Genomic DNA, 20,237 nt, shown 5'->3' with positions numbered 1-20,237 from the left:
GGAGGATCCATGGGTACGGCCGACACGCAGCGCAGCACGTACGACGCGGTCGTGCGACTGAGGGACGCCCCCTTCGTCACTCGGCGACCGGCGTACTTCAGTCCCGCCGCGGCCGCCCAGGATGCGAGCAACTCCCATGGCTGTTTCGGCGAGTTCGCACAGACCCTGCTGCCCCTGGAGTACACGGACTGGGTCGAGGAGAGCGGCGCGCATGTGAGTGCCTGCTACCTCGGCGACTGGTCCAGCCTCCACAAGGTCGTCGTCCGCGGGCGGGAGGCGCTCGGATTCCTCGCCTGGCTGGGCATGCGCGACCTGTCCCGCTTCGAGCACGGGCAGATCAAGCATCACGTCCAGCTCGACGAGAACGGCTGGGTGGCCTCCGAGGGGATCCTGTGCCGCCTGGCCGAGGAGGAGTTCCTGTACACGGCCGGCAGCGGTGACTGGCTGCTGTGGCAGCTGAGCCAGGGCAGTTGGGACGCCGAGGCCGAGGACGTCAGTCCCGACCGGTTCATCTTCGGTGTCCAGGGACCGGCATCCCTGGCGACGCTGGAGAACCTGACCGGTGAGAGCCTCCGCGACATCGGCTTCAGCCGGAGCCGGACGACGCGGCTCGCCGGGGCCCCCGTACGGATCCTGCGCACCGGGATCTCCGGTGAGCTCGGTTACGAGATCCATGGTCCCGCCGAACGGGCCGCTGAGATCTGGGCGGCCACCGTCGAAACCGGCCGCCGGTTCGGCCTGTGCCAACTGGGGCTCAGGTCCCAGCCGGTGCAGCACATCGAGGCGGGCATCGCCACGAACGGTCTCGACTACCTTCCCGCCTCGATCCTCACCCCCGGTGCGCCGACGCAGTTCCGCAGGGGCAGGCCGGGAGGCAGCTTCGTGCCGGAGAACGGCATCACGGACTACTTCCGCAAGCCCGGCGAGCTGGGCTGGGGCTTCCGCAAGGGCACGCCCGGCCGGGACTTCCTGGGCCGGGACGCGCTGGCCGCCGACGCGGCCGAGGGAGAGCCGCGGCGGACCCTCGTGGGACTGCGGTGGAACACCACGGACGTCGTCGGCGTCCTGGCGGCGTCCATGAGCGCAGGCGACCTGCCCGACCCCATGGAGCTTCCGCGCGGCCGTGGACCCGTCTTCGACCAGGTCCTGGTCGACGGACGGCCGACGGGCGTCTCCACCGGACGGACCGTCAGTGTGAGCCTGCGATCGACGATCTCCCTCTGCGTGATCGACGAAACGCACGCGGCACCCGGAACCGAGGTGGTCGTGCTGTGGGGCAGGCCGGGGACGGCACAGCGTGAGATCCGGGCGACCGTCACCACGCTCCCCTTCAAGCCGGACCGCCGGCGAACCGACGTGTGCACGCTGTGAGGTGAGGGCCGGACGGCGCCGGACTCCGCCGCCCAGACGCTACGGCTGCTCGACGTACGCCTCCCGGAACGGGCCTCGCTGGGCCCGGCTCCCGCGTCCGGCCCGCCGTGGGTGCGTCACGGCAGCTCCGTCTGCCAGGGGGCGGAGGCGGACCGCTACCTGGCCGGCGATCGCCACGCCCCTCGTCTGCCCGGCCGCCGAGCGACACCCCGGCCCCACGCTCGTGAACCGCGACGGCACCGTCCACACCGTCGGTCTGCACCCGGACGCGGCCGGCCAGGCCCGTATCGCCGAGCGTTTCCTTCCGCCGGTGTTCGGCGCGAGAGGCGTGTTCCGGTGAGCGGCGAGCGCGCCTCGCCCGTCTCGGCCAGGACGTGTCGGCCATGGTTCCGCCCCCGCACCGATCCGGGTCACGGGGCAGGTCGGCGGGCCGGGTGGCCACGGCGGGCAGGGTCCGCCGGTGAACCGTGCAGCGGGGTCCGGCCCTGCCCTGCCGGATGTTCGGCCCGTCTCACTGTTCGGCGGCTGCCAGTGCCGCCTGGGCCTTCTTGCGGTAGGTGGCGAGCTTCTCCGCGGGGGCGATGACCTGGCGGCTGCGGGACTTGACGGACACGTCGTGGCCCTCGGCCGCCCTGCGCAGCGCGCCGACGGTGGCCTGGGCACGCGGGATGTGCGCGAACGGGTCGAAGGAGTACCAGCGCATCGCGTTCCCGTGCGTCATCTTGTCGGTCTCGTCGTCCGTCACGGAGTTGGCGGTGAGCACCTCGTGCAGTTGCTCCGGCGCGTTCGGCCACATGGAGTCGCTGTGCGGGTAGTCGGCCTCCCAGCAGATGTTGTCGATGCCGATCTCGTTGCGCAGCCGCACCCCGATGGGGTCGCTGATGAAACAGGTGAGGAAGTGCTCGCGGAAGACCTCCGAGGGCAGCTTGCCGCCGAAGTCCTGGAGGGTCCACGTGGCGTGCATCTCGTAGGTGCGGTCGAGCCGTTCCAGGAAGTACGGGATCCAGCCGGTGCCGCCCTCCGACAGGGCGATCTTGATGGTGGGGTACTCCTTGAGCACCCGGGACCACATCAGGTCGGCGGCGGCCTGGACGAGGTTGATCGGCTGGAGGGTGATCATCACGTCCGGCGGGGCGTCGGGGGCGGTGACGGCGAGACGGCCGGAGGAACCGATGTGCAGGTTCATCACCGTGCCGCAGTCGGTCAGGGCACGCCATACCGGATCCCAGTACTCGGTGTGGAAGCTGGGGTAGCCGAGCGGAACCGGGTTCTCGGGGAAGGTGAGCGAGTGGCAGCCCTTCTCGGCGACCCGGCGGATCTCCTGGGCGCACAGTTCGGCGTCCCAGATGGCGGGCAGGGCCATCGGGATGAACCGGCCGGGATGGGCGGCGCACCACTCGTCGATGTGCCAGTCGTTGTAGGCACGGACCAGGGCGAGCGAGAAGTCGGAGTCCTCCGTGGCGAACAGGCGGGCCGAGAAGCCCGGGAAGGAGGGGAAGTTCATCTGGGCGAGGACGCCGCCGGCGTTCATGTCGGCGACCCGCTCGTCGACGTCGTAGCAGCCGGGCCTGATCTCCTCCAGGCCCTGCGGGTCCATGCCGTACTCCTCCTTGGGACGCCCGGCGACCGCGTTGAGCGCGGCGTTGCCGATGCTGTTGTCGCGGAACTGCCACACGTCGCTGCCGTCCTCGCGGTGGACCAGGCGCGGGGCGTCCTTCTTGTACCGGTCCGGCAGGTGGTTCGCGAACAGGTCGGGCGGCTCGATGATGTGGTCGTCGACGCTGATGAGGATCATGTCGTCGCGGTTCATGCGGGCTCCTTGGGGCTTGGGTCAGTCCGAGGCGGGCAGTGCCTTGGGTGCCTTGATCTGCAACGGCTGTCCGCCGTAGGTGAGGAGGCCGGCGCCGGAGGCGGTGCAGAGGAGTTCGAGCGTGTCGGCGGCGTCGACGTAGCGCTTGCCGATGAGCGTGCCGGACGGCTCGTCGTCGGGCCGTCCGGCGGGCGCGTCCCGGGCCGGGACCATCGGTGTGCCGCCGCACTCGATCCGGCCCGCCATGCCCGCCGGGGCCCGGATGACGATCACCCGGGTGCTGGAGGTGGCGGAGGCGAGCTGGTCACCTGGGCGAGGAGGCAGCGCCATTGCGTGGTTCCCCTTCTGGTGCGGGTGGGTTGGCCGGCTCCGCGGCGTCGGTGGAATCGCCGAGGCGCTCCCCCAGCCGGTCCAGGTCGTAGGACTGCCGGGCGAGCCAGAAGCGCAGGAAGCCGGTGAGGGAGTAGCGGAGAAAGAGCGCGGCGCCCACCACGGCGGCCGTGATGCCGCCGAGGCCGAGGGAGAGCGCGTCCCCCTGCGCGAGCGAGTCGTCCGTGGCGTGCGCGAGGGGGAAGGCGAGGGCACCGAGCACGAGGCCCGCGGTCATGAGCAGTCCGCCGAGGCGGAGCCAGAGGGCGGCGCGGGCCGCGGCGGGGTCGGGGATCTTCAGTTCGGCGAGTTCGCGGACGAACCGGTCCGCCCGCGAGGCCGGTACGGGGGTCGACGTCATGGGGGGCTCCCCAGGTAGTAGGAGGACAGTTCGGCCTGCAGGGAGCCGTCGGGGTGCCCCTGCCACTGGATCCGGCCGCGGACGACGACGGCCGCGTGGTCGGCGATCTTCAGTACGGCGGCGGCGAACTGCTCCACGACCAGCACCGCGACGCCCTGCCGGGCGATCTCGGCGACGAGTTCGTACAGTTCGGCGACGACCAACGGAGCGAGCCCCATGGAGAGTTCGTCGAGGAGCAGCACGGCGGGGTCGGTGGCCAGGCCGCGGGCCAGGGCGAGCATCTGCTGCTCGCCGCCGGAGAGGGTGCCGGCCTGCTGGCCGCGACGGGCGGCCAGGACGGGGAAGCGGCCGTACGCGGTCTCCTCGATCTCCTCCCGGCCGCGGCCGCGGCCGCAGAAGGTCATCATCAGCAGGTTGTCGCGGACGGAGAGGTTGGGGAAGACGCCACGGCCCTCCGGGATCAGGCAGACCCCGGCGCGGGCCAGGCGGCTCGGGCGGATCCCGGTGACGTCCCGGCCGCCCATCAGCAGGTGCCCGGCGTCGGGCGGATGCAGTCCGGCGGCGACCTTCAGGACGGTGGTCTTGCCCGCGCCGTTGGGTCCCAGGAGGGCCACCACCTGCCCCGCGGCGACGTTCAGGTCCACCCCGTGCAGCACGGTGATGCCGTGGTAGGCGGCGCGGACGCCGCGGAGTTCCAGCAGCGGACCGGAGTTCTCGGTCATGGCTCCCCCAGATAGGCCGCGAGGACGGTCTCGTTCTGCTGGATCTCGGCCGGCGGGCCGCACGCCACGACCTGGCCGAGGTCGAGGACGTACACGTCGTCGCAGACGGCCATGACCAGGCTCATGTCGTGCTCGACCAGGACGACCGCCGTGCCCTCGGCCGCCAGGGAGCGCAGCAGGTCGGCGAAGCGCTCGGTCTCCTCGGCGTCCTGCCCGGCCGCGGGTTCGTCGAGGAGCAGCAGGCGGGGGTCCTGGACCAGGGCGCGGCCGACCTCGACGAGACGGGCGATGCCGGTGGGCAGGGCGTCCGCGGGGGCCTCGGCGGTGTCGGCCAGGCCGAGGCGGTCCATGACCTCGTCCGCCGTCCGGGCCGCGTGCCGGCGTCGGGGACCCAGTTCCGCGGCCACCAGCAGGTTGTCGCGGACGGAGAGCCGGCCGAAGAGTTCGAGGTGCTGGAAGGTCCGGGACAGGCCGCGCCGTGCCCGGCGGGCGGGGCCCTCGCGGGTGATGTCGCGGCCGTCCAGCCGCACCCGGCCGGCCTGCGGGCGCCGGAGCCCGGAGACGGTGTCGAACAGCGTGCTCTTACCGGCCCCGTTGGGGCCGATCAGGCCGGTGACCCGGCCCGCCTCGGCGGTCAGCGACACCCGGTCCAGGGCGCGGCGGCCGCCGAAGGCGACCGTGATCCCCTCAGCCTGCAGCAGCGGTGGCACGGCTCAGCACCTCCCCGTCCTCGGGCCGCCATGGGCGTCGCAGGCCCCACCACTCCGGCGGGATGCCGGCGGGGGCGGCCGCCCGCGCGGCGGCACGGCCGCGCAGTGTCACGGCCGCCAGCAGGGCGGCGGCGACGGCCGGCGGCCCGCCGTCCGGGACGAGGGCGGCGAGCGCCCAGCATCCGGCGAGCGCCCCGAGCAGTGCGGTCAGCAGCGGCCGGTCGCGGCCGAGCGGCGCCCAGTCGGTGCGCAGCCGCGCGATCACACCGCTCGGACTGTGCGCGAAGCCCATGCCCGCGAGGGCGATGAGGAGCGCGGACAGGTTCTGCGCCCAGGGACCGAGCCCGTCCAGCAGTTGCGTGGGCACGACGTACGCGAGCCCGGTGAACAGACCGGTGCCGACCGAGCCGAGGCCGCCGACGACCGCGATCAGGAAGACGGGCAGGCCGGCGACGAGACCGAACTGGTCGGCGGTGACGGTCTGCAGCTGCATGCCGTAGAGCGCGCCGCCCAGTCCCGCGATGCCCGCGGAGAGGGCGAAGACCGCGACCTTGGCGACGAGCAGGCGGCCCCCGAGGGTGGCGTAGGCGGCCTCGCTGTCGCGCAGGGCGATCAGCCGGCGGCCGTGGCGGCCGCGCCGCAGCCCGGCCACCGCGACCGAGGTGACGGCCAGGCAGACGGCGGCGAGGACGAGCAGTTCGGCCGGCGAGGTGAGGTGCAGGCCGAACAGGTCGGGGCCGGTCACCGAGACCGAGCCCTGGTCGAACAGGGCGATGTGCACGCCCAGCACGTCGAAGGCCGGCAGGGTGAAGATCCACCGGTCGAGGACGGTGGCGAAGGCGACGGTACCGAGCGCCAGGTAGATGCCCGACAGGCGCAGCGCGGGCAGTGCGACCAGGGCGCCGACGGCCGCGGCGACCAGGACGGCGACCGGCAGCGCCCACAGCTCGCCGTGCGCGCCGAGGTGGCCCCAGACCGCCGCGCCGATTCCGGCGATGGAGAGCTGGCAGAGGGAGACCTGCCCGGCGTATCCGGCGAGCGGCACATAGGACAGGGCGACCACACCGAGCGAGAACAGCGTGCCGTACGAGATGACCTGGTCCTCGGTCAGCACGCTGACCAGGAACAGCGCGAGCGCGAGGACGCAGCCCGCGAGGACCAGGCTGCCGCGCCTGCCCGGCAGCGGGACGCGGACGACGGTACGGTCGCGGCCGCGCAGCCGGTGGTGCGGGAAGGCGAGCAGTGCCAGGAAGAGCAGCAGGGCGGGGGCGGCGAGGCGCAGGCCGGGCAGGTAGTCGTTCTGCGGCAGGTAGCCGGCGAGGTAGGCCTCCAGCAGTCCGACGACGACCGCGCCGAGGAAGGTGAGGGGCAGGCTGCGCAGCCGCCCGAAGACGGCGGCGGTGTAGGCGCTGACGATGAGCAGGGAGAGCTGCTGCGCGTCGAGCGCGACGGTGGGGGCGATGAGGATGCCGCCGACGGCGGCGAGCTGGATGCCGAGCACCCAGGCCAGGCGGCCGGCGCGCAGCGGATCGGCACCGGTCAGAACGGCGAGGGCGCGGTCGTCCACGCAGGCGCGCATCTCCGTGCCGGCCCGGGTGCGGTGGAGCAGGGACCACAGGCCGACGGCGATGGCGAGCGCGGTCGCCATGGTGATCACCTGGTGCCAGGTGACGACGGCCGGGCCGAGCCGGACGGCTCGCTCACCGGCGAGGAACGGGCTCAGCGGGCGGGGTGTGTCGGGATCCCAGACCCAGCGGGCGAGTGCGATGCAGCCGGCGAGCAGCGCGACCGTCATGACGAGCCGTTCGGCCTCGCCCAGGGCCTGTACGGGGCGCATCAGGACCCGTTCGACGAACAGGCCGAAGGCGGGCGCGAGGACGAGGAGCACGACGGCCAGCGCGGCCGGTACCGGCCAGCCCCAGCCGACGGCGAGCTGCCAGTAGGCGAAGGCCGCGAGCATTCCGGCGGCGCCGTGGGCGAAGTTGAAGACCCCGGCCGTGGTGTGGGTGAGCACCAGGCCGCTACCGATCACGGCGTAGATGGCGGCGGTGCTCAGGCCGACCACCGTGAAGGCCAGGAACTGATCCATGGGTTGGAAACTAGCTTCTCGCTAATGGAGAATCAACCTTTCGGACAAGGGGAGGTTGCTCCGCACGGCATCGGCGTTGACGGCGGCCCGCCCTCATGGAAGCGTGATACTCGATTTCGAGAATCACGTTCTCATCGAGTGACCGTGGAGGCCCCTTGAGCGCCACCGACGACCTGATCGAGATCCAGCAGCTCCTCGCCCGGTACGCGGTCGCCATGACCCGTGGGGACGTGGACCGGGTGCTCGGCGTCTTCACCCCGGACGGCAGCTACAGCGCGTTCGGCGACACCTACCCGCTGGACGAGTTCCCCGCGCTGATCGACGCCGCTCCCAAGGGCCTCTTCCTGGTCGGCACACCGGAGGTGGAGCTGGCCGGCGACACCGCCACCGGCACCCAGCCGCTCTGCTTCGTCGAGCACTCCGAACACCGGATGCGCATCGGCTACTACGACGACACCTACGCCCGCACCCCGGAAGGCTGGCGGCTGCGCACCCGGGCCATGACCTTCATCCGCCGCAGCGGCGCCCATGACTCGGGCCGCCCGCACGCCTTCGACCGTACCCGGTCATGAGGACCGCCGAGTTCCGTCAGGGTGTGCGCGCCTGGCTGGACGGCAACGACCTGACGCCTCCGCCCGACCACTCCCTCGACGCCCAGGTCGCCCAACTGGCCCGGGTGCGTGCGGCGTTGTGGGACGCCGACTGGATGCGCCACGGCTGGCCGCGGGCGGTCGGCGGACTCGGCGGCGACGGCACCCTGCGCGCGGTGCTCGGCGAGGAGGTCGCCTCACGGGCGCTGGCGGAGCCCGGCATCTGGTCGATGGTCGAGGTGCTGGTGCCGACCGTCGTCGACTACGCGCCGCCCGCGCTCGCCGCCGAGATGGTGCCGCGCCTGCTGTCCGGCCGGGAGCAGTGGTGCCAGGGCTTCTCGGAACCGGGCTCGGGCAGCGACCTGGCATCGCTGTCCACCCGGGCGGTGCCCGACGGCGACGGCTGGGTGGTGTCCGGCCAGAAGGTGTGGACGAGCCTCGCCCAGTACGCGGCCCGCTGTGTCCTGCTGGCCCGCACCGGAGGGCCCGGCCACGCCGGTATCAGCGCCTTCCTCGTCGACATGGACAGCCCCGGCGTCACCGTACGGCCGCTGCGCACGATGCACGGCGTCGACGAGTTCGCCGAGGTCTTCCTCGACGGCGTGCGGGTACCGGCGCACCGCATGCTGGGCGCCCCCGGCGACGGCTGGCGCCTGGCCATGGATCTCCTGCCGCACGAACGGTCCACCTGCTTCTGGCACCGCGTCGCCCACCTCTACGGCACCCTGGACCGGCTTCTCGCCGACGGCTGCGAGCCGGACCCCGACGCCCTCGGCGCCGTCTGGCTCGACCTGCACTCCGTGCGCTGCCGGTCGGCCGCGACCCAGCGGAGGCAGGCGGAGGGCGGACGGCTCGGCCCGGAGACGTCGGTCGACAAGATCCTCCTGGCCACCGCCGAGCAGCGGCTGTTCGACACCGCGCGCGAGCTCCTGCCGGGCACGGTCGAACTGGCCGAGGACGCCACCTGGCGCACCGGCTACCTGTACGCGCGGGCCGCCACCATCTACGGCGGCACCGCCGAGATCCAGCGCAACATCGTCGCCCGTCGCCTGCTCGGCCTCGGAAAGGAGTGACACGCGGTGGACAGCGCCGAACACGGACTTCTGGAAGAGGCCCTGCGCAGGACCATGACGACCGCCGAGCCCGGCGCCGGACTCGACTCCGCGCTCGCCGGCCTCGGCTGGACACAGATGCTCGCCGAGGAGCCGGACACCGCCGTCCCGCTGGTCTTCCGGCTGCTCGGCGAGACGGGGGCGCGGGCCGCCGTCCTCAACGACGTCGTCCTGCGGGCGGCCGGTCGGCCGGTCGGAGGGACACTGCCGCTGCCGTACGCGGGCGGGGTGTGGGTGGAGTGGGCGCGGGACGGCTCCCCGGCGGGAAGCGCTCTGGATCCGGGGCTGCCGCTGCGCAGGGTGGACCCGGGCGAGGCCGTGCCGCTCGCCGCGGGACGGCGGGCGCTGGGCTGGTGGCTGCTCGGCACCGGCCGCGCCATGCTCGAACTCGCCCGTGAACACGTCCTGGACCGACAGCAGTTCGGGCGGCCCCTCGCCTCCTTCCAGGCGCTGCGGCACCGGCTCGCCGAGGCCTTCGTGGCGTTGGAGGGAGCCGAGGCAGCCCTGGCCGCCGCCGAGGACGACACCGGCTCGCTGCTCGCCAAGGCCGTCGCGGGGCGGGCCGCGCTCACCGCCGCCCGCCACTGCCAACAGGCCCTCGGCGGCATCGGCTTCACCGCCGAGCACGCGCTGCACCGGCACGTCAGACGGGCTCTCGTCCTCGACGGACTGCTCGGCTCGACTCGTGAACTGACCCGGGAGGCAGGTGCGTTGCTGCTGCGTGAAGGCAGGGCGCGCCGCCTCGTCGACCTGTGAGGAAACACGTGACCACGGATCCCTGGCAGGACCTCCTGGGCTGCCTCGACCTCACCGCTCACGGCACCGGCACCGGCACCTATGAAGGCCGCTCGCAACAGCTGTCGTACCGGCGGCTGTTCGGCGGGCAGTTCCTCGCCCAGTTCGCGCGTGCCGCCTGTCTCGCGGCGCCCGGCAAGGCCTTGAAGTCACTGCACACGCAGTTCCTGCGCGAGGGCCGCACCGGGGAACCGGTGCGCTACGAGGCCGACGTGCCGCAGCACGGCCGTACCTTCGCGACCGTGCGGCTCACCGCCCGCCAGGAGCACGGAGTCGTCGCGGTGGCCAGCGCGAGTCTGCATGTGTGGGAGGAGGGGCCGGACCGGCAGACGACGGAGCCCGCGCCGGCGCTGCCGGGCCCGGAGCGCGCCGTCGAACTCGGGCTGCTGCCCTGGGAGTCGCGGGCGGCCACCGACCTCGACACCGTGAAGTCCGGGCCGCCCGCCTACGAGTTGTGGACCCGCGTCCCGGCCGCGCCGCCGGATCTCGGTCCCGCGCTGCTCGCCTACGCCACCGACCTCACCCCGATCGGCACCGCGCTGCGCCCCCTGGACGGCCTCACCCAGGCGGACGCGGGCCGGGCGTTCGCCTCCGCCGTGACCGCGCACACCGTGTGGTTCCACCGCCCGTTCACCACCGGGCGGTGGCTGCTGCTGCGCCAGCACAGCCCGCTGGCCGCACACGGGCGGTGCTTCGGACGCGGCGACGTCCTCACCGAGGACGGGACACTGCTCGCCTCCTACGCGCAGGAGGCGCTGCTGAGGTTCGGCGGCTAGGCCGCCGCCCGCCGACCGGTCAGGGTGCGGGCACCTCCAGGACCAGGGCGGAACCCATGCCGCCGCCCGCGCACATCGCGGCCACGCCCACGCCGCCGCCCCGGCGGCGCAGTTCGTGGACCAGGGTGACGACCATACGGGCCCCGGTGGCGGCCACGGGGTGGCCGAGCGAGCAGCCGCTGCCGTTGACGTTCACCGCGTCCGGGTCGAGGCCGAGGCGGCGGATCACGGCGACCGGTACGACGGCGAAGGCCTCGTTGATCTCGAAGAGGTCCACGTCGGGGACGGACATCCCGGCCCGCTCCAGCGCCTTGGGGATGGCGAGAACGGGGGTCAGGCCGGTCTCGGCCGGGTCCAGGGCGACCGAGGCCCAGGAGCGCACCCGGGCCAGGGCGGGCAGTCCGAGCCGCTCGTCGGCGACCGCCACGGCGGCCGCCGCGTCGTTGGCGCCGCAGGCGTTCCCGGCCGTGATCGAGAACCCCTCGATCTCGGGGTGCAGCGGTCTGAGCGCGGCCAGGCGTTCCGCGCTGGTGTCGCGGCGCGGGTGCTCGTCGGCCTCGAAGGGCCCGTAGGGCGTCGCCACGGGCACGATCTCGTCCTTGAAGCGGCCCTCGTCCTGGGCGCGTACGGCGTTGCGGTGCGAGCGCAGCGCCCACGCGTCCATCTCCTCGCGCCCGATGCCCTCTTGTACGGCCGTGTTCCAGCCCACCGTGATCGACATGTCGAGGTTGGGTGCGTCCGGGCGGTCGGGATGCGTGGGCGGCACCCAGCGTTCGGTGTCCTGGAAGGACAGCCTGGGTGCGGTGGAGGTCGAGTTGACGCCGCCGGCCAGAACCAGGCGGTCCATGCCGGCCCGGACCGAGGCCGCGGCGGTCTGTACGGCGGCGAGCCCGGCGGCGCAGTGCCGGTTCAGGGCGAGGCCGGGGACCTGGGGCAGTCCGGCGGTGAGGGCCGCGTGCCGGGCGACGACCCCGCCGCCGTAGTGGGACTCGGCGAGCACCACGTCGTCGACGAGCGCGGGGTCGAGTCCCTCCGCGGTCGCCGAGACGATGCGGTCGGCCAGATCGTAGGCGGTGGTGCTGCGCAGGGTGCCTTTGAACGCGGTGCCGATCGGTGTGCGCAGGGCGGTGACGAGGACGGCCTCAGGCATCGGCGGTCTCCTCCAGTTCGGCGACGAGGGTCCGGCGCAGGAGCTTGCCGGTGGCGGTGCGGGGCAGTTCGGGGCGGAAGACGACGAGGTCGGGCGTCTTCGAGGAACGCAGGTGGCGCAGGACGAAGGCCCTGATGTCCGCCGGGTCCCCGGAGCCGACCAGGACGGCCACCAGCCGCTGACCCCACTCCGGGTCGGCGACCCCGAGCACGGCGGCCTCCCGTACCCCCGGGTACTGGAGGAGCACGTCCTCGATCTCGGCGGGTGCGATGTTCTCGCCGCCTCGGATGATCGTGTCGTCGGCGCGCCCCTCGACGAAGAGGTAGCCGGCGGCGTCGAGCCGGCCCCGGTCGCGGGTGGCGAACCAGCCGCGGTCGTCCAGCGCCCGCCCTGCGGCGTACTCCCCCGAGATCTGCTCGCCGCGCACGAAGACGAGCCCGGTCGCCCCCGGTTCGAGGAGCGTGCCGTCCTCGTCCCGGATCTCGACCTCGATCCCGGGCAGCGGGCGGCCGACGGAGCCGAGCCGGGCCCGTACGGCCGGGTCCTCGGAGGCCAGGGCCTGCCAGTGGTCGTCGGGGCCGAGGACGGCGACGGAGGACGCGGTCTCGGTCAGGCCGTAGGCGTTGACGAAGCCGGTCTCCGGGAACTGCCGCAGCGCCCGCTCCACGACCGGGCGCGGGGTGCGCGCACCGCCGTAGGCGAGGCTGCGCAGGGAGGGCGTTTCGGCCTGGTTCTCGCCGAGTTCGGCGGTGACGCGGGCGAGCATGGTCGGCACCAGCATGGCGTGGGTGACGCGCTCGCCGCGTACCGTCGCCAGCCAGTGCGCCGCCTCGAAGGAGGCCTGGTAGACGATCCGGCGGCCCGCGTAGAGGTTCGTGAGCAGGTTCATCAACCCGGCCACGTGGTACGGCGGGAGGGCCACCAGGGTGGCGTCGTCGGCGTCGGCCGAGCCGAAGTCCTGGGTGTTGAAGACGTAGGCGAGCAGGTGGCGGTGGCGCAGCAGTGCCGCCTTGGGTGCCGAGGTGGTGCCGCTGGTGTAGAGGGTGACGGCGGTGGCGTCCCGGTCGTCGGGGGCCGGCCGCCACGCGGCCTCGCCGGCGGGCGCGAGAAGGGGATCGAGGTCGTCGGGACGTAGCACGACCGCGCCCGGGTGCCGCTCCAGCAGGGCGGCCGACTGCTCCTCCCCCAGACGGTAGTTGAGGGGGACGAAGGGGACGCCGGCCAGGGCCGCGCCGAACAGGGCGACGGGGTAGGCGAGGTGGTTCACGCCGAGGTACAGGACCGCGGGGCGGTCCCGGAAGCGATCGGCCGCATGACGTGCGAGGCGCTGGAGTTCGGCGGCGGAGAGCGAACGGCCGCCCTCGGTGACGGCCGGCCGGTCTCCCGCGGAGGCGGCCATTTCCAGGATCACGGCTATGTTCATGAGAATGGCATTCTCATACACTAAGAGGCCTACTCGCAAGAGAGGGGAACGGCGATGCTCGTCGAGGGTTCCTCGGCCCTGGTGGTCGGTGGCACGGGCGGACTGGGCGAGGCGACGGTGCGACGACTGCACGCTGCGGGCGTGCGGGTCGTGGTCGCCGACCTGGCCGACGACAAAGGCAAGGCCCTCCAGGAGGAGCTGGGGGTGCGGTACGTGCGCGCGGACGCCACCGACGAGGAGTCGATGGCCTCGGCGGTGGACGTCGCCTCGCGGGAAGGGGAGTTCCGTGCGGCGGTGGACTGTCACGGCGGTCCCGCGCACGGCGGGCGGCTCGTCGGCCGGGACGGGTCGCCGCTGGACCTCGCCGGGTTCCGCACCACGGTCGACGTCTATCTGACCGGGGTGTTCAACGTCATGCGGCTGGCCGCCGCGGCCATCGCCCGCACCGCGCCCGCCGGGGCGGACGGTGAGCGCGGTGTGATCGTGACGACGTCGTCGATCGCGGCCTACGAGGGCCAGATCGGCCAGTTGCCCTACGCCGCCGCGAAGGGCGGAGTGAGTGCGATGACCCTGGTGGCGGCCCGTGATCTGTCCCCGCTGGGCATCCGGGTGGTGTCGATCGCGCCCGGCACGGTCCTCACGCCCGCGTACGGCAAGGCCGCCGACCGACTGGAGGCGTACTGGGGACCTCAGGTGCCCCACCCGCGCCGGATGGGGCACCCCGAGGAGTTCGCCGCCCTCGTCCAGCACCTGTGCGAGAACACCTACCTCAACGGCGAAGTGATCCGCCTGGACGGGGCGTTGCGCTTCCCACCCAGGTGACGCGCACACCGGCGCGCCCCAAAGGGGCGCGGGGCCGCACCGATCAGCGGCTCCGCCGCGGGGCGCGACCGGCCACGGCAAAGCCGCAGACGACCGGCGGCACGCACCGCCCGCGCTTCACGCCGCCATCTCCTGACGCGCTTTCTCCCACAGCCACCCGGCATACGCGTGGAACGCGTCCCCCATCCTGCGGTTCAGCTTCCCCGCCAGCGCACGCGCATGGCTGCCCTCCAGCAGCGCGGCGAGCCGGAAACAGGCCAGCACCTGGTACCAGCGGAACGCGGACACGTCCCGGCCGGTCCGCTCCGCGTAGTACGCGACGAGCTCGGCGCGGGAGGGCATGCCGTCCCAGGGCTGGAGCTGCGGGTCGCTGCCGGGCGGGTCGCCGGGCTCGCGCCAGGCGGTGAGGATCCAGGCCAGGTCGAGCAGCGGGTCCCCCAGGGAGGCCATCTCCCAGTCCACGATGGCGGCGAGGCGCGGGGCGTCGTGGGCGAACATGACGTTGGCGAACTGCAGGTCACCGTGGACGATCCCGGTCGCGCCCTGCTTCGGCGCGTGCCCGACCAGCCAGTCGGCCACGGCGTCCACGTGCGGGTTCTCGCTCTCCGCATAGGCCGGGTCGGCGCGGTAACCGTGCAGCATCTTCAGGTACTTGGGGGTCTGCCGCTCCAGCCAGCCCTCCGGACGGCCCAGGTCGGCCAGATCATGCGCGCCGGGGTCCACCGCGGCCAGCAGTGCGGCGCCGTCGACCAAGGCGAAGGCGACCGCGCGCCGCCACTCCGGGTCCTCGGCATAACGGCCGGGGAGCCGCCCCCGGGGCATGAAGCCGTCGATCTTCTCCAGGACGGAGAAGGGCGCCCCGAGCACCGACTCGTCCTGGACGCCGGCGTACAGGTGCGGGTGCGGTACGTCGGTGGCGGCGAGGGCGCCCAGGACGCGGCCCTCGCGGCGGAAGGCGTCGGAGGCTCCGGCCTTCAGGTGCCGGCCGGGGCGGCGCAGGACGAGTTCGGTGCCGTCGGCCCGCCGGAGGGTGAACAGGAGGTTCTGCGCGCCGCCGGTGAGGGGTTCCAGGGCGGTGACGAGGCCGTCGCCGGGGAGGTCGGCGAGGCCGGGCCAGGCGTTGAGGCGGTCGAGGTCGGGTTCCGTGTCGTCGGGGTCGTGCGCCTCACGCGTGCTCACCAGGTCACCGCCGTTTCCTTCAGGCGGTCCGCGTACTTCGCGCGGGCCGCGGCCAGCCGGGTGGGCAGATGGGCCGAGCCGAACAGCTGGTCGTCCGCCGCAGTGGCGTCCTTCAGCAACAGCCGGGCGATGACGTCCTGGTGGGCCTCGGTGGGGCCGTCGGCGACACCGAGGGTCGGGCCGGAGTTCCACATCTTCGCCAGCGGCAGCTCGTTGGAGACGCCGAGGGCGCCGTGCAGGTGCAGGGCCCGGTAGGCGACGTCGACGAGGACCTTGGGCGTGGCCACCTTGACGCCGGAGACGTGCAGCCGGGCCCGGCGGGCGTCGGCCGGGTCGCCGGTCCCGGCCGCCCGGTCCGTCTGCCAGGCGGCGTGCAGGACCTGGAGGCGGAACTGCTCGATCTGCACCCAGGTGTCGGCCAGTTGGTGGCGCACGGCCTGCTGGTCGGAGAGCGGGCCGCCACGGGTACGCCGGGAGGCGATCCGCTCGGTCATCATCTCCAGGGCGCGCCGGCACTGGCCGACCGAGCGCATGGCGTGGTGCAGCCGGCCGCCGCCGAGGCGGGTCTGTGCGATGCGGAACCCGGAGCCGGGCTCGCCGAGCAGGTTCGCGGCCGGCACCCGGCAGCCGGTGAACCGCAGGTAGGCGTGGACGCCCTCGCCGAGCGGCTCGCCGGCCATGCCCGTGCCGCGCACCATCTCCATGCCGGGCGTGCCGGCCGGGACCAGGATCATGGACGCGCCCTTGTGCACGGGCACGTCGGGGTCGGTCACCACCATGGCGATGACGAAGGCCGCGTGCGGGTAGTTGGAGGCGAACCACTTCTCGCCGTCGATCACCCACTCCTCGCCGTCGCGGACGGCACGGCAGGTGAAGCCGCCGGGGTCCGCGCCGCCGGTCGGCTCGGTCATCGCGAAGGTGGAGACGATCCGCCCGTCGAGCAGCGGCTCCAGGTACTCCTTGCGCTGTTCCTCGGTGGCGTAGTGGGCGAGGATCTCGGCGTTGCCGGAGTCGGGGGCCTGGGTGCCGAACACCATCGGCGCCCAACTGGACCGGCCGAGGATCTCGTTGAGCAGTCCGAGGTTCACCTGGCCCATGCCCATGCCGCCGAGCGAGGGCGGCAGATGGGCGGCCCACAGCCCCTGTTCGCGCACCTGCCGCTGCAACGGGCGGACCACTTCCCGGAAGACCTCGCTGTCGCGGTCGTAGGGCTCGGCGTTGCCCGGGAACAGCACGTCGAGCGGCTCGATCTCCGTACGGACGAATCCCGCGGCCCAGTCGAGCCTCTCCTGGAACGCGGCGTCGGTACTGAAGTCCCACATGACGCATCCACCTTCCTTCAGAATGGCGTTCTGAAATTAACAGAATGGCATTCTCGCGTCCAGCTACGGGACGTGCCCCCTGCGGGGGTCGGGAGCGCGTACTCCTGCGAGCAGGAACCCGACCAGGTGCTCGGTCTCCGCGCGGCCGGGCACCTCCTCGGTGAACAGCCAGTACTGCAGGGCCGCGACGACCGCGCCCGCCGCGGTCCGGGCGGAGCGCATCGGGTCGCCGGACCCCAGTTCGGCGGCCGGCTGGGCGAACAGCGCGGCCAGGGCGTCCACCAGCGCGACGGTGACATGCGGGGCCCGGGGCGCGTGTCCGGTGGCGTTGGCCAGGACGGCCCGGGTCTGCCGGGCCAGGGTCACGTCGGCGGCCTGCCGTACGACCGCTTCGAGCCCCGCCCGCAGCCGGGCCTCCGGCCCGCGCCCGGCCGCCCGCGCGATGCGGTGCCGGACATACCCGACGAGCGTGCGCGCACCGCGCTCGACGATGGCCTCGACCAGGGCGTCCTTGCTCGCGAACGAGCGGTAGAAGGCGTCGTTCGACAGTCCCGCGGCGGCCACGATGTCGGCCACCCGGGGCCGGCGCCCGCCGGCCGACACCATCAGCGCCAGCCCGGCGTCCAACAGCGCCTCGGCCTCGCGATCCCGAATGCTATTCTGCATATCGGAGAACGCTACTCTCACATCCGAGAACGCTCCAGGAGGCGGACATGGGCTACGCGGACGAGCTGTTCGACCTCTCCGGCCGGGTGGTCCTGGTGACCGGCGGCAGCCGGGGACTGGGGCGGGCCATGGCGTTCGGAGCGGCCCGCTGCGGCGCCGACGTCGTCGTCGCCAGCCGGAAGTACGACGCGTGCGCCGCGGTGAGCACCGAGATCGAGAAGGAGACCGGGCGTTCGGCGTTCCCGTACGCCGTCCACGTGGGCCGCTGGGACGAGCTGCCCGGCCTGGTCGACGCCGTCCACGCGCGCTTCGGCAGGCTCGACGCGCTGGTCAACAACGCCGGCATGGCTCCCGTCTACGACGATCTGGCCGACGTCACGGAGAAGATGTTCGACGCGGTGCTGGGCCTCAACCTCAAGGGCCCGTTCCGGCTGTCCGTGCTGGCCGGGGCCCGGATGGCCGAGGCCGGCGGCGGCACCATCGTCAACGTCGGCTCCACCGGCTCGGTCCGGCCGCGCCCCGCGATCGTGCCGTACGCGGCCGCCAAGGCGGGGCTCGACGCGGTGACCGTGGGGCTGGCGCAGGCGCTCGGCCCGACGGTGCGGGTCAACACGCTGATGTGCGGCCCGTTCGACACCTGGGCCACCCGGGGCTGGCAGCAGGACCCGGAACAGCTCGCCGAGGGGGTCCGCGGACACGCCCTGCGACGCATCGGGGACCCGCGCGAGGTCGTGGGCGCCGCCCTCTACCTGCTGTCGGACGCGTCCTCGTACACCAGCGGGGCGACCCTGCGGGTGGACGGGGGGATGCCGTGAGGTTAGGGAGCTTCGTTGAAGTCCGGCGGGGGGGCGGCCGTGCCCTGAAGGGGCGCGGGGCTGTACCGGATACGCGGCTGCCGCCGTGTGGGCGCGACCAGCCACGATGGCGCCGCAGACGATCGACAGCGCAGCACCGCCCATCCCGCAGCGGTCAGGGCGCGCCGCCATGCTCGCCCAGCCCCGGCGGCGGCCCGTACGACGGCTCGTAGCCGCTGACCCGGAAGGGACTGCCGACCAGCCGGAGGCCGCCTGAGTCCACCACCGCGTCCGGGGCCTGGGCCAGCGCCTCGGGCAGGGTGCGGACAGCGGCGGCGGGGACTCGGAGCGGGCGCAGCCGGGCCTCCCAGCCGACGGCCGTGTCGGCGGCCAGCGCCTTGGTCACCGCGGTGATCACCGCGTCGCGCCGCGCCGCGCGTTCGGCCATCGTCGCGAAGCCCTCGACGCCGGCCTCGGCGGCGAAGGCGCGCCAGAAGCCGTCGTGGGTGATGAACAGGGCCAGATGGCCGTCGGCGGTCGGGAAGAGCTGAGCGGGGACGTAGTAGGAGTGCGCTCCGCCCAGGCGGCGCGGGGCGACCGCGTCGTTGAGCCAGCCCGAGGCGTGGTAGTTGAGCTGGGAGAGCATCACGTCCCGCAGGGAGACCTCGATCTGCCCGCCCCGCCCCGAGACCACCTGCGCCAGCAGGCCGAGCGCGGCGGCGAGTCCGGCGGAGTTGTCGGCGGACGAGTAACCGGGCAGCAGCGGCGGGCCGTCCGGGTCGCCGGTGAGGGCGGCGATGCCGGTGGCGGCCTGGACGACGTAGTCGAAGGCGGGTTCGTCGCCCGCGTCCATGCCCCAGCCGGTGAGGGCGACGCACACCAGGCGTTCGTTGTGGGGCTTCAGGTCCTCGTAGGTGAGGCCGAAGCGGCGGATGGCGGACGGCTTGAGGTTGACGAGCAGCGCGTCCGACTCACGCACGAGGTCGTGCAGCCGGTCCTGTCCGCCGGGCGTGCCCAGATCCAGCCGGATCGAGCGCTTGCCCCGGTTGAGACTGGCGAAGTACGCGCCGGACACCTGCCGGGACAGGTCGCCACCGGGCGGTTCCACCTTGGTGACCTGTGCCCCGAGGTCGGCGAGCAGCATGGTGGCGTAGGGGCCGGCCAGGATGTGGCCGACCTCCAGGACGCGCAGTGCCGCCAGCGGGCCCGGCCCTGCGGTCACCGGAAGTCCGCGGCGAGGGCGGCGACCGTGTCCCGGGTGCGGAGCTTGGAGGCGACCAGTTCGTCCCGGCCGGTGCCGAGGGGCAGCAGGCGGACGGACAGGTCGGTCACGCCCGCGTCGGCGAAGCGCCGGAAGCGGGCCGCGATGGCCGCCTCGTCGCCGGCCGCGCACAGGTCGCCGACGTCGCGTGCGTCGCCGTACTCCAGGAGCCGTTGGTAGTTGGGCGAGACCTCGGCCTCGCCGAGGATCCGGTTGGCGCGCTCCCGGGCCGCGTCCACCTCGTGCGGTGCGCAGAGGCAGACCGGGATGCCCGCGACGACGCGCGGGGCCGGGCGTCCGGCCGCCTCCGCCGCCTTGGTGAGGGTCGGTACGACATGCTCGGCGACGGCCCGCTCGTCCGCCATCCACAGGACGGTGCCGTCGGTGTGCTCCCCCGCGATGCGCAGCATCAGCGGGCCGAGGGCGGCGACCAGGACCGGCAGCGGGGCGACCGGGGCGAGGGTGAGCGGATTGTGCACCTGGAAGCGGTCGTTCTCCACGTCCACCGAACTCGCGCCGCTGAGTGAGGCGTTGAGGACTTCGAGGTAGGCGCGGGTGTACGCGGCCGGCTTCTCGTAGGGGATGCCGAGCATGTCGCGGACGATCCAGTGGTGGGAGGCGCCCACGCCGAGGGCGAGCCGCCCGCCGGCGGCCGCCTGGGCCGAGATCGCCTGCCGGGCCAGGGCCACCGGGTGCTGGGCGTGCACCGGGACCACCGCCGTGCCCAGTTCGATGCGCGAAGTGGCCTGCCCCATCAGGGAGACGGCGGTCAGGGCGTCGAAGTCGGTGGGCACCTGGGGCACCCACACGGTGTCGAAGCCGGCCTCCTCGGCCCAGCGGGCGTCGTCGACCATGCGCGCCGCCTTGTGCGCCGCGTCGCCCCGCTCGGGACCGCTCATCACTCCGACTCGCATG

General features: G+C 73.4%; 20 protein-coding genes. 7 read left to right on the top strand and 13 right to left on the bottom strand.

Features of this window, described 5'->3' with window-relative positions:
• The first annotated feature begins 9 nt into the window (after window positions 1-9).
• Window positions 10-1,371, top strand: coding sequence for an aminomethyl transferase family protein (locus IEZ11_RS39705; protein WP_189267891.1), 1,362 nt, complete (start codon window positions 10-12; stop codon window positions 1,369-1,371).
• A gap of 511 nt (window positions 1,372-1,882) precedes the next feature.
• Here IEZ11_RS39705 and IEZ11_RS39700 read toward each other — a convergent pair.
• From IEZ11_RS39700 to IEZ11_RS39675, 6 genes are read right to left on the bottom strand one after another with little or no spacing between them, the layout of a single operon-like run.
• Entirely contained in the window at window positions 1,883-3,181 is a 1,299-nt protein-coding gene (locus IEZ11_RS39700; RefSeq protein ID WP_189267890.1) for an amidohydrolase family protein, read from the bottom strand.
• A gap of 21 nt (window positions 3,182-3,202) precedes the next feature.
• The gene (locus IEZ11_RS39695; RefSeq protein ID WP_189267889.1) at window positions 3,203-3,511 is read right to left on the bottom strand and encodes a hypothetical protein; all 309 of its coding nucleotides are present in this window, start codon (window positions 3,509-3,511) and stop codon (window positions 3,203-3,205) included.
• Entirely contained in the window at window positions 3,486-3,911 is a 426-nt protein-coding gene (locus IEZ11_RS39690) for a hypothetical protein (RefSeq protein ID WP_229713644.1), read from the bottom strand. Before IEZ11_RS39690 ends, IEZ11_RS39695 begins: the two co-directional genes overlap by 26 nt.
• Complete coding sequence (locus tag IEZ11_RS39685; RefSeq protein ID WP_189267888.1) at window positions 3,908-4,633, bottom strand: ABC transporter ATP-binding protein; 726 nt, start codon at window positions 4,631-4,633, stop codon at window positions 3,908-3,910. Before IEZ11_RS39685 ends, IEZ11_RS39690 begins: the two co-directional genes overlap by 4 nt.
• The gene (locus IEZ11_RS39680) at window positions 4,630-5,343 is read right to left on the bottom strand and encodes an ABC transporter ATP-binding protein (RefSeq protein WP_229713643.1); all 714 of its coding nucleotides are present in this window, start codon (window positions 5,341-5,343) and stop codon (window positions 4,630-4,632) included. Before IEZ11_RS39680 ends, IEZ11_RS39685 begins: the two co-directional genes overlap by 4 nt.
• On the bottom strand, window positions 5,321-7,432 hold the full coding sequence (locus tag IEZ11_RS39675) for a branched-chain amino acid ABC transporter permease (RefSeq protein ID WP_189267887.1): 2,112 nt from the start codon (window positions 7,430-7,432) through the stop codon (window positions 5,321-5,323). The genes IEZ11_RS39680 and IEZ11_RS39675 overlap by 23 nt, the downstream gene beginning before the upstream one ends.
• A 155-nt stretch (window positions 7,433-7,587) precedes the next feature.
• On the opposite strand from IEZ11_RS39675, the gene IEZ11_RS39670 reads away from it, so the two are divergent.
• Genes IEZ11_RS39670 through IEZ11_RS39655 form a run of 4 tightly spaced genes read left to right on the top strand, consistent with a single transcriptional unit; the run spans window position 7,588 to window position 10,705 of the window.
• Window positions 7,588-8,004: a nuclear transport factor 2 family protein gene (locus IEZ11_RS39670; RefSeq protein ID WP_189267886.1), complete on the top strand. Its 417-nt coding sequence runs from the start codon at window positions 7,588-7,590 to the stop codon at window positions 8,002-8,004.
• A complete protein-coding gene (locus tag IEZ11_RS39665; RefSeq protein WP_189267885.1) occupies window positions 8,001-9,095 on the top strand; it encodes an acyl-CoA dehydrogenase family protein in 1,095 nt (364 codons plus the stop codon). The genes IEZ11_RS39670 and IEZ11_RS39665 overlap by 4 nt, the downstream gene beginning before the upstream one ends.
• Window positions 9,096-9,101: 6 nt before the next feature.
• On the top strand, window positions 9,102-9,890 hold the full coding sequence (locus IEZ11_RS39660) for an acyl-CoA dehydrogenase family protein (protein ID WP_189267884.1): 789 nt from the start codon (window positions 9,102-9,104) through the stop codon (window positions 9,888-9,890).
• An 8-nt stretch (window positions 9,891-9,898) separates the two neighbouring features.
• On the top strand, window positions 9,899-10,705 hold the full coding sequence (locus IEZ11_RS39655; protein WP_189267883.1) for an acyl-CoA thioesterase: 807 nt from the start codon (window positions 9,899-9,901) through the stop codon (window positions 10,703-10,705).
• 19 nt (window positions 10,706-10,724) lie between these two features.
• Here IEZ11_RS39655 and IEZ11_RS39650 read toward each other — a convergent pair whose 3' ends face one another.
• Together IEZ11_RS39650 and IEZ11_RS39645 are read right to left on the bottom strand one after the other, a co-directional pair.
• Window positions 10,725-11,855, bottom strand: coding sequence for a thiolase family protein (locus IEZ11_RS39650; protein ID WP_189267882.1), 1,131 nt, complete (start codon window positions 11,853-11,855; stop codon window positions 10,725-10,727).
• Entirely contained in the window at window positions 11,848-13,278 is a 1,431-nt protein-coding gene (locus IEZ11_RS39645) for a class I adenylate-forming enzyme family protein (RefSeq protein WP_189267881.1), read from the bottom strand. The genes IEZ11_RS39650 and IEZ11_RS39645 overlap by 8 nt, the downstream gene beginning before the upstream one ends.
• 54 nt (window positions 13,279-13,332) lie before the next feature.
• Here IEZ11_RS39645 and IEZ11_RS39640 point away from each other — a divergent pair, with 54 nt between their 5' ends.
• Window positions 13,333-14,100: an SDR family oxidoreductase gene (locus IEZ11_RS39640; RefSeq protein WP_189267880.1), complete on the top strand. Its 768-nt coding sequence runs from the start codon at window positions 13,333-13,335 to the stop codon at window positions 14,098-14,100.
• Window positions 14,101-14,217: 117 nt separating this feature from the next.
• Here the strand turns inward: IEZ11_RS39640 and IEZ11_RS39635 are convergent, their stop codons facing one another.
• The 3 genes from IEZ11_RS39635 to IEZ11_RS39625 all read right to left on the bottom strand — a co-directional run bounded on the left by IEZ11_RS39635 (window position 14,218) and on the right by IEZ11_RS39625 (window position 17,267).
• On the bottom strand, window positions 14,218-15,279 hold the full coding sequence (locus tag IEZ11_RS39635) for a phosphotransferase family protein (protein ID WP_189267879.1): 1,062 nt from the start codon (window positions 15,277-15,279) through the stop codon (window positions 14,218-14,220).
• The gene (locus IEZ11_RS39630) at window positions 15,276-16,601 is read right to left on the bottom strand and encodes an acyl-CoA dehydrogenase family protein (protein ID WP_189267878.1); all 1,326 of its coding nucleotides are present in this window, start codon (window positions 16,599-16,601) and stop codon (window positions 15,276-15,278) included. Before IEZ11_RS39630 ends, IEZ11_RS39635 begins: the two co-directional genes overlap by 4 nt.
• A 63-nt stretch (window positions 16,602-16,664) precedes the next feature.
• Entirely contained in the window at window positions 16,665-17,267 is a 603-nt protein-coding gene (locus IEZ11_RS39625) for a TetR/AcrR family transcriptional regulator (RefSeq protein ID WP_189267877.1), read from the bottom strand.
• 47 nt (window positions 17,268-17,314) lie between these two features.
• Here IEZ11_RS39625 and IEZ11_RS39620 point away from each other — a divergent pair, with 47 nt between their 5' ends.
• Complete coding sequence (locus IEZ11_RS39620) at window positions 17,315-18,082, top strand: SDR family NAD(P)-dependent oxidoreductase (protein ID WP_189267876.1); 768 nt, start codon at window positions 17,315-17,317, stop codon at window positions 18,080-18,082.
• A gap of 154 nt (window positions 18,083-18,236) precedes the next feature.
• On the opposite strand, the gene IEZ11_RS39615 is transcribed toward IEZ11_RS39620, so the two are convergent.
• Window positions 18,237-19,283 (bottom strand): CaiB/BaiF CoA transferase family protein, encoded by a 1,047-nt coding sequence (locus tag IEZ11_RS39615; RefSeq protein WP_189267875.1) that lies wholly within the window; start codon window positions 19,281-19,283, stop codon window positions 18,237-18,239.
• Complete coding sequence (locus IEZ11_RS39610) at window positions 19,280-20,236, bottom strand: TIGR03564 family F420-dependent LLM class oxidoreductase (RefSeq protein ID WP_189267874.1); 957 nt, start codon at window positions 20,234-20,236, stop codon at window positions 19,280-19,282. The genes IEZ11_RS39615 and IEZ11_RS39610 overlap by 4 nt, the downstream gene beginning before the upstream one ends.
• Window position 20,237: the final 1 nt, after the last annotated feature.

Origin of the sequence: Streptomyces fuscichromogenes, from assembly GCF_014645815.1 — a bacterium.
Lineage (GTDB): Bacteria > Actinomycetota > Actinomycetes > Streptomycetales > Streptomycetaceae > Streptomyces > Streptomyces fuscichromogenes.
This window is presented reverse-complemented; position numbering and strand designations above follow the sequence as displayed.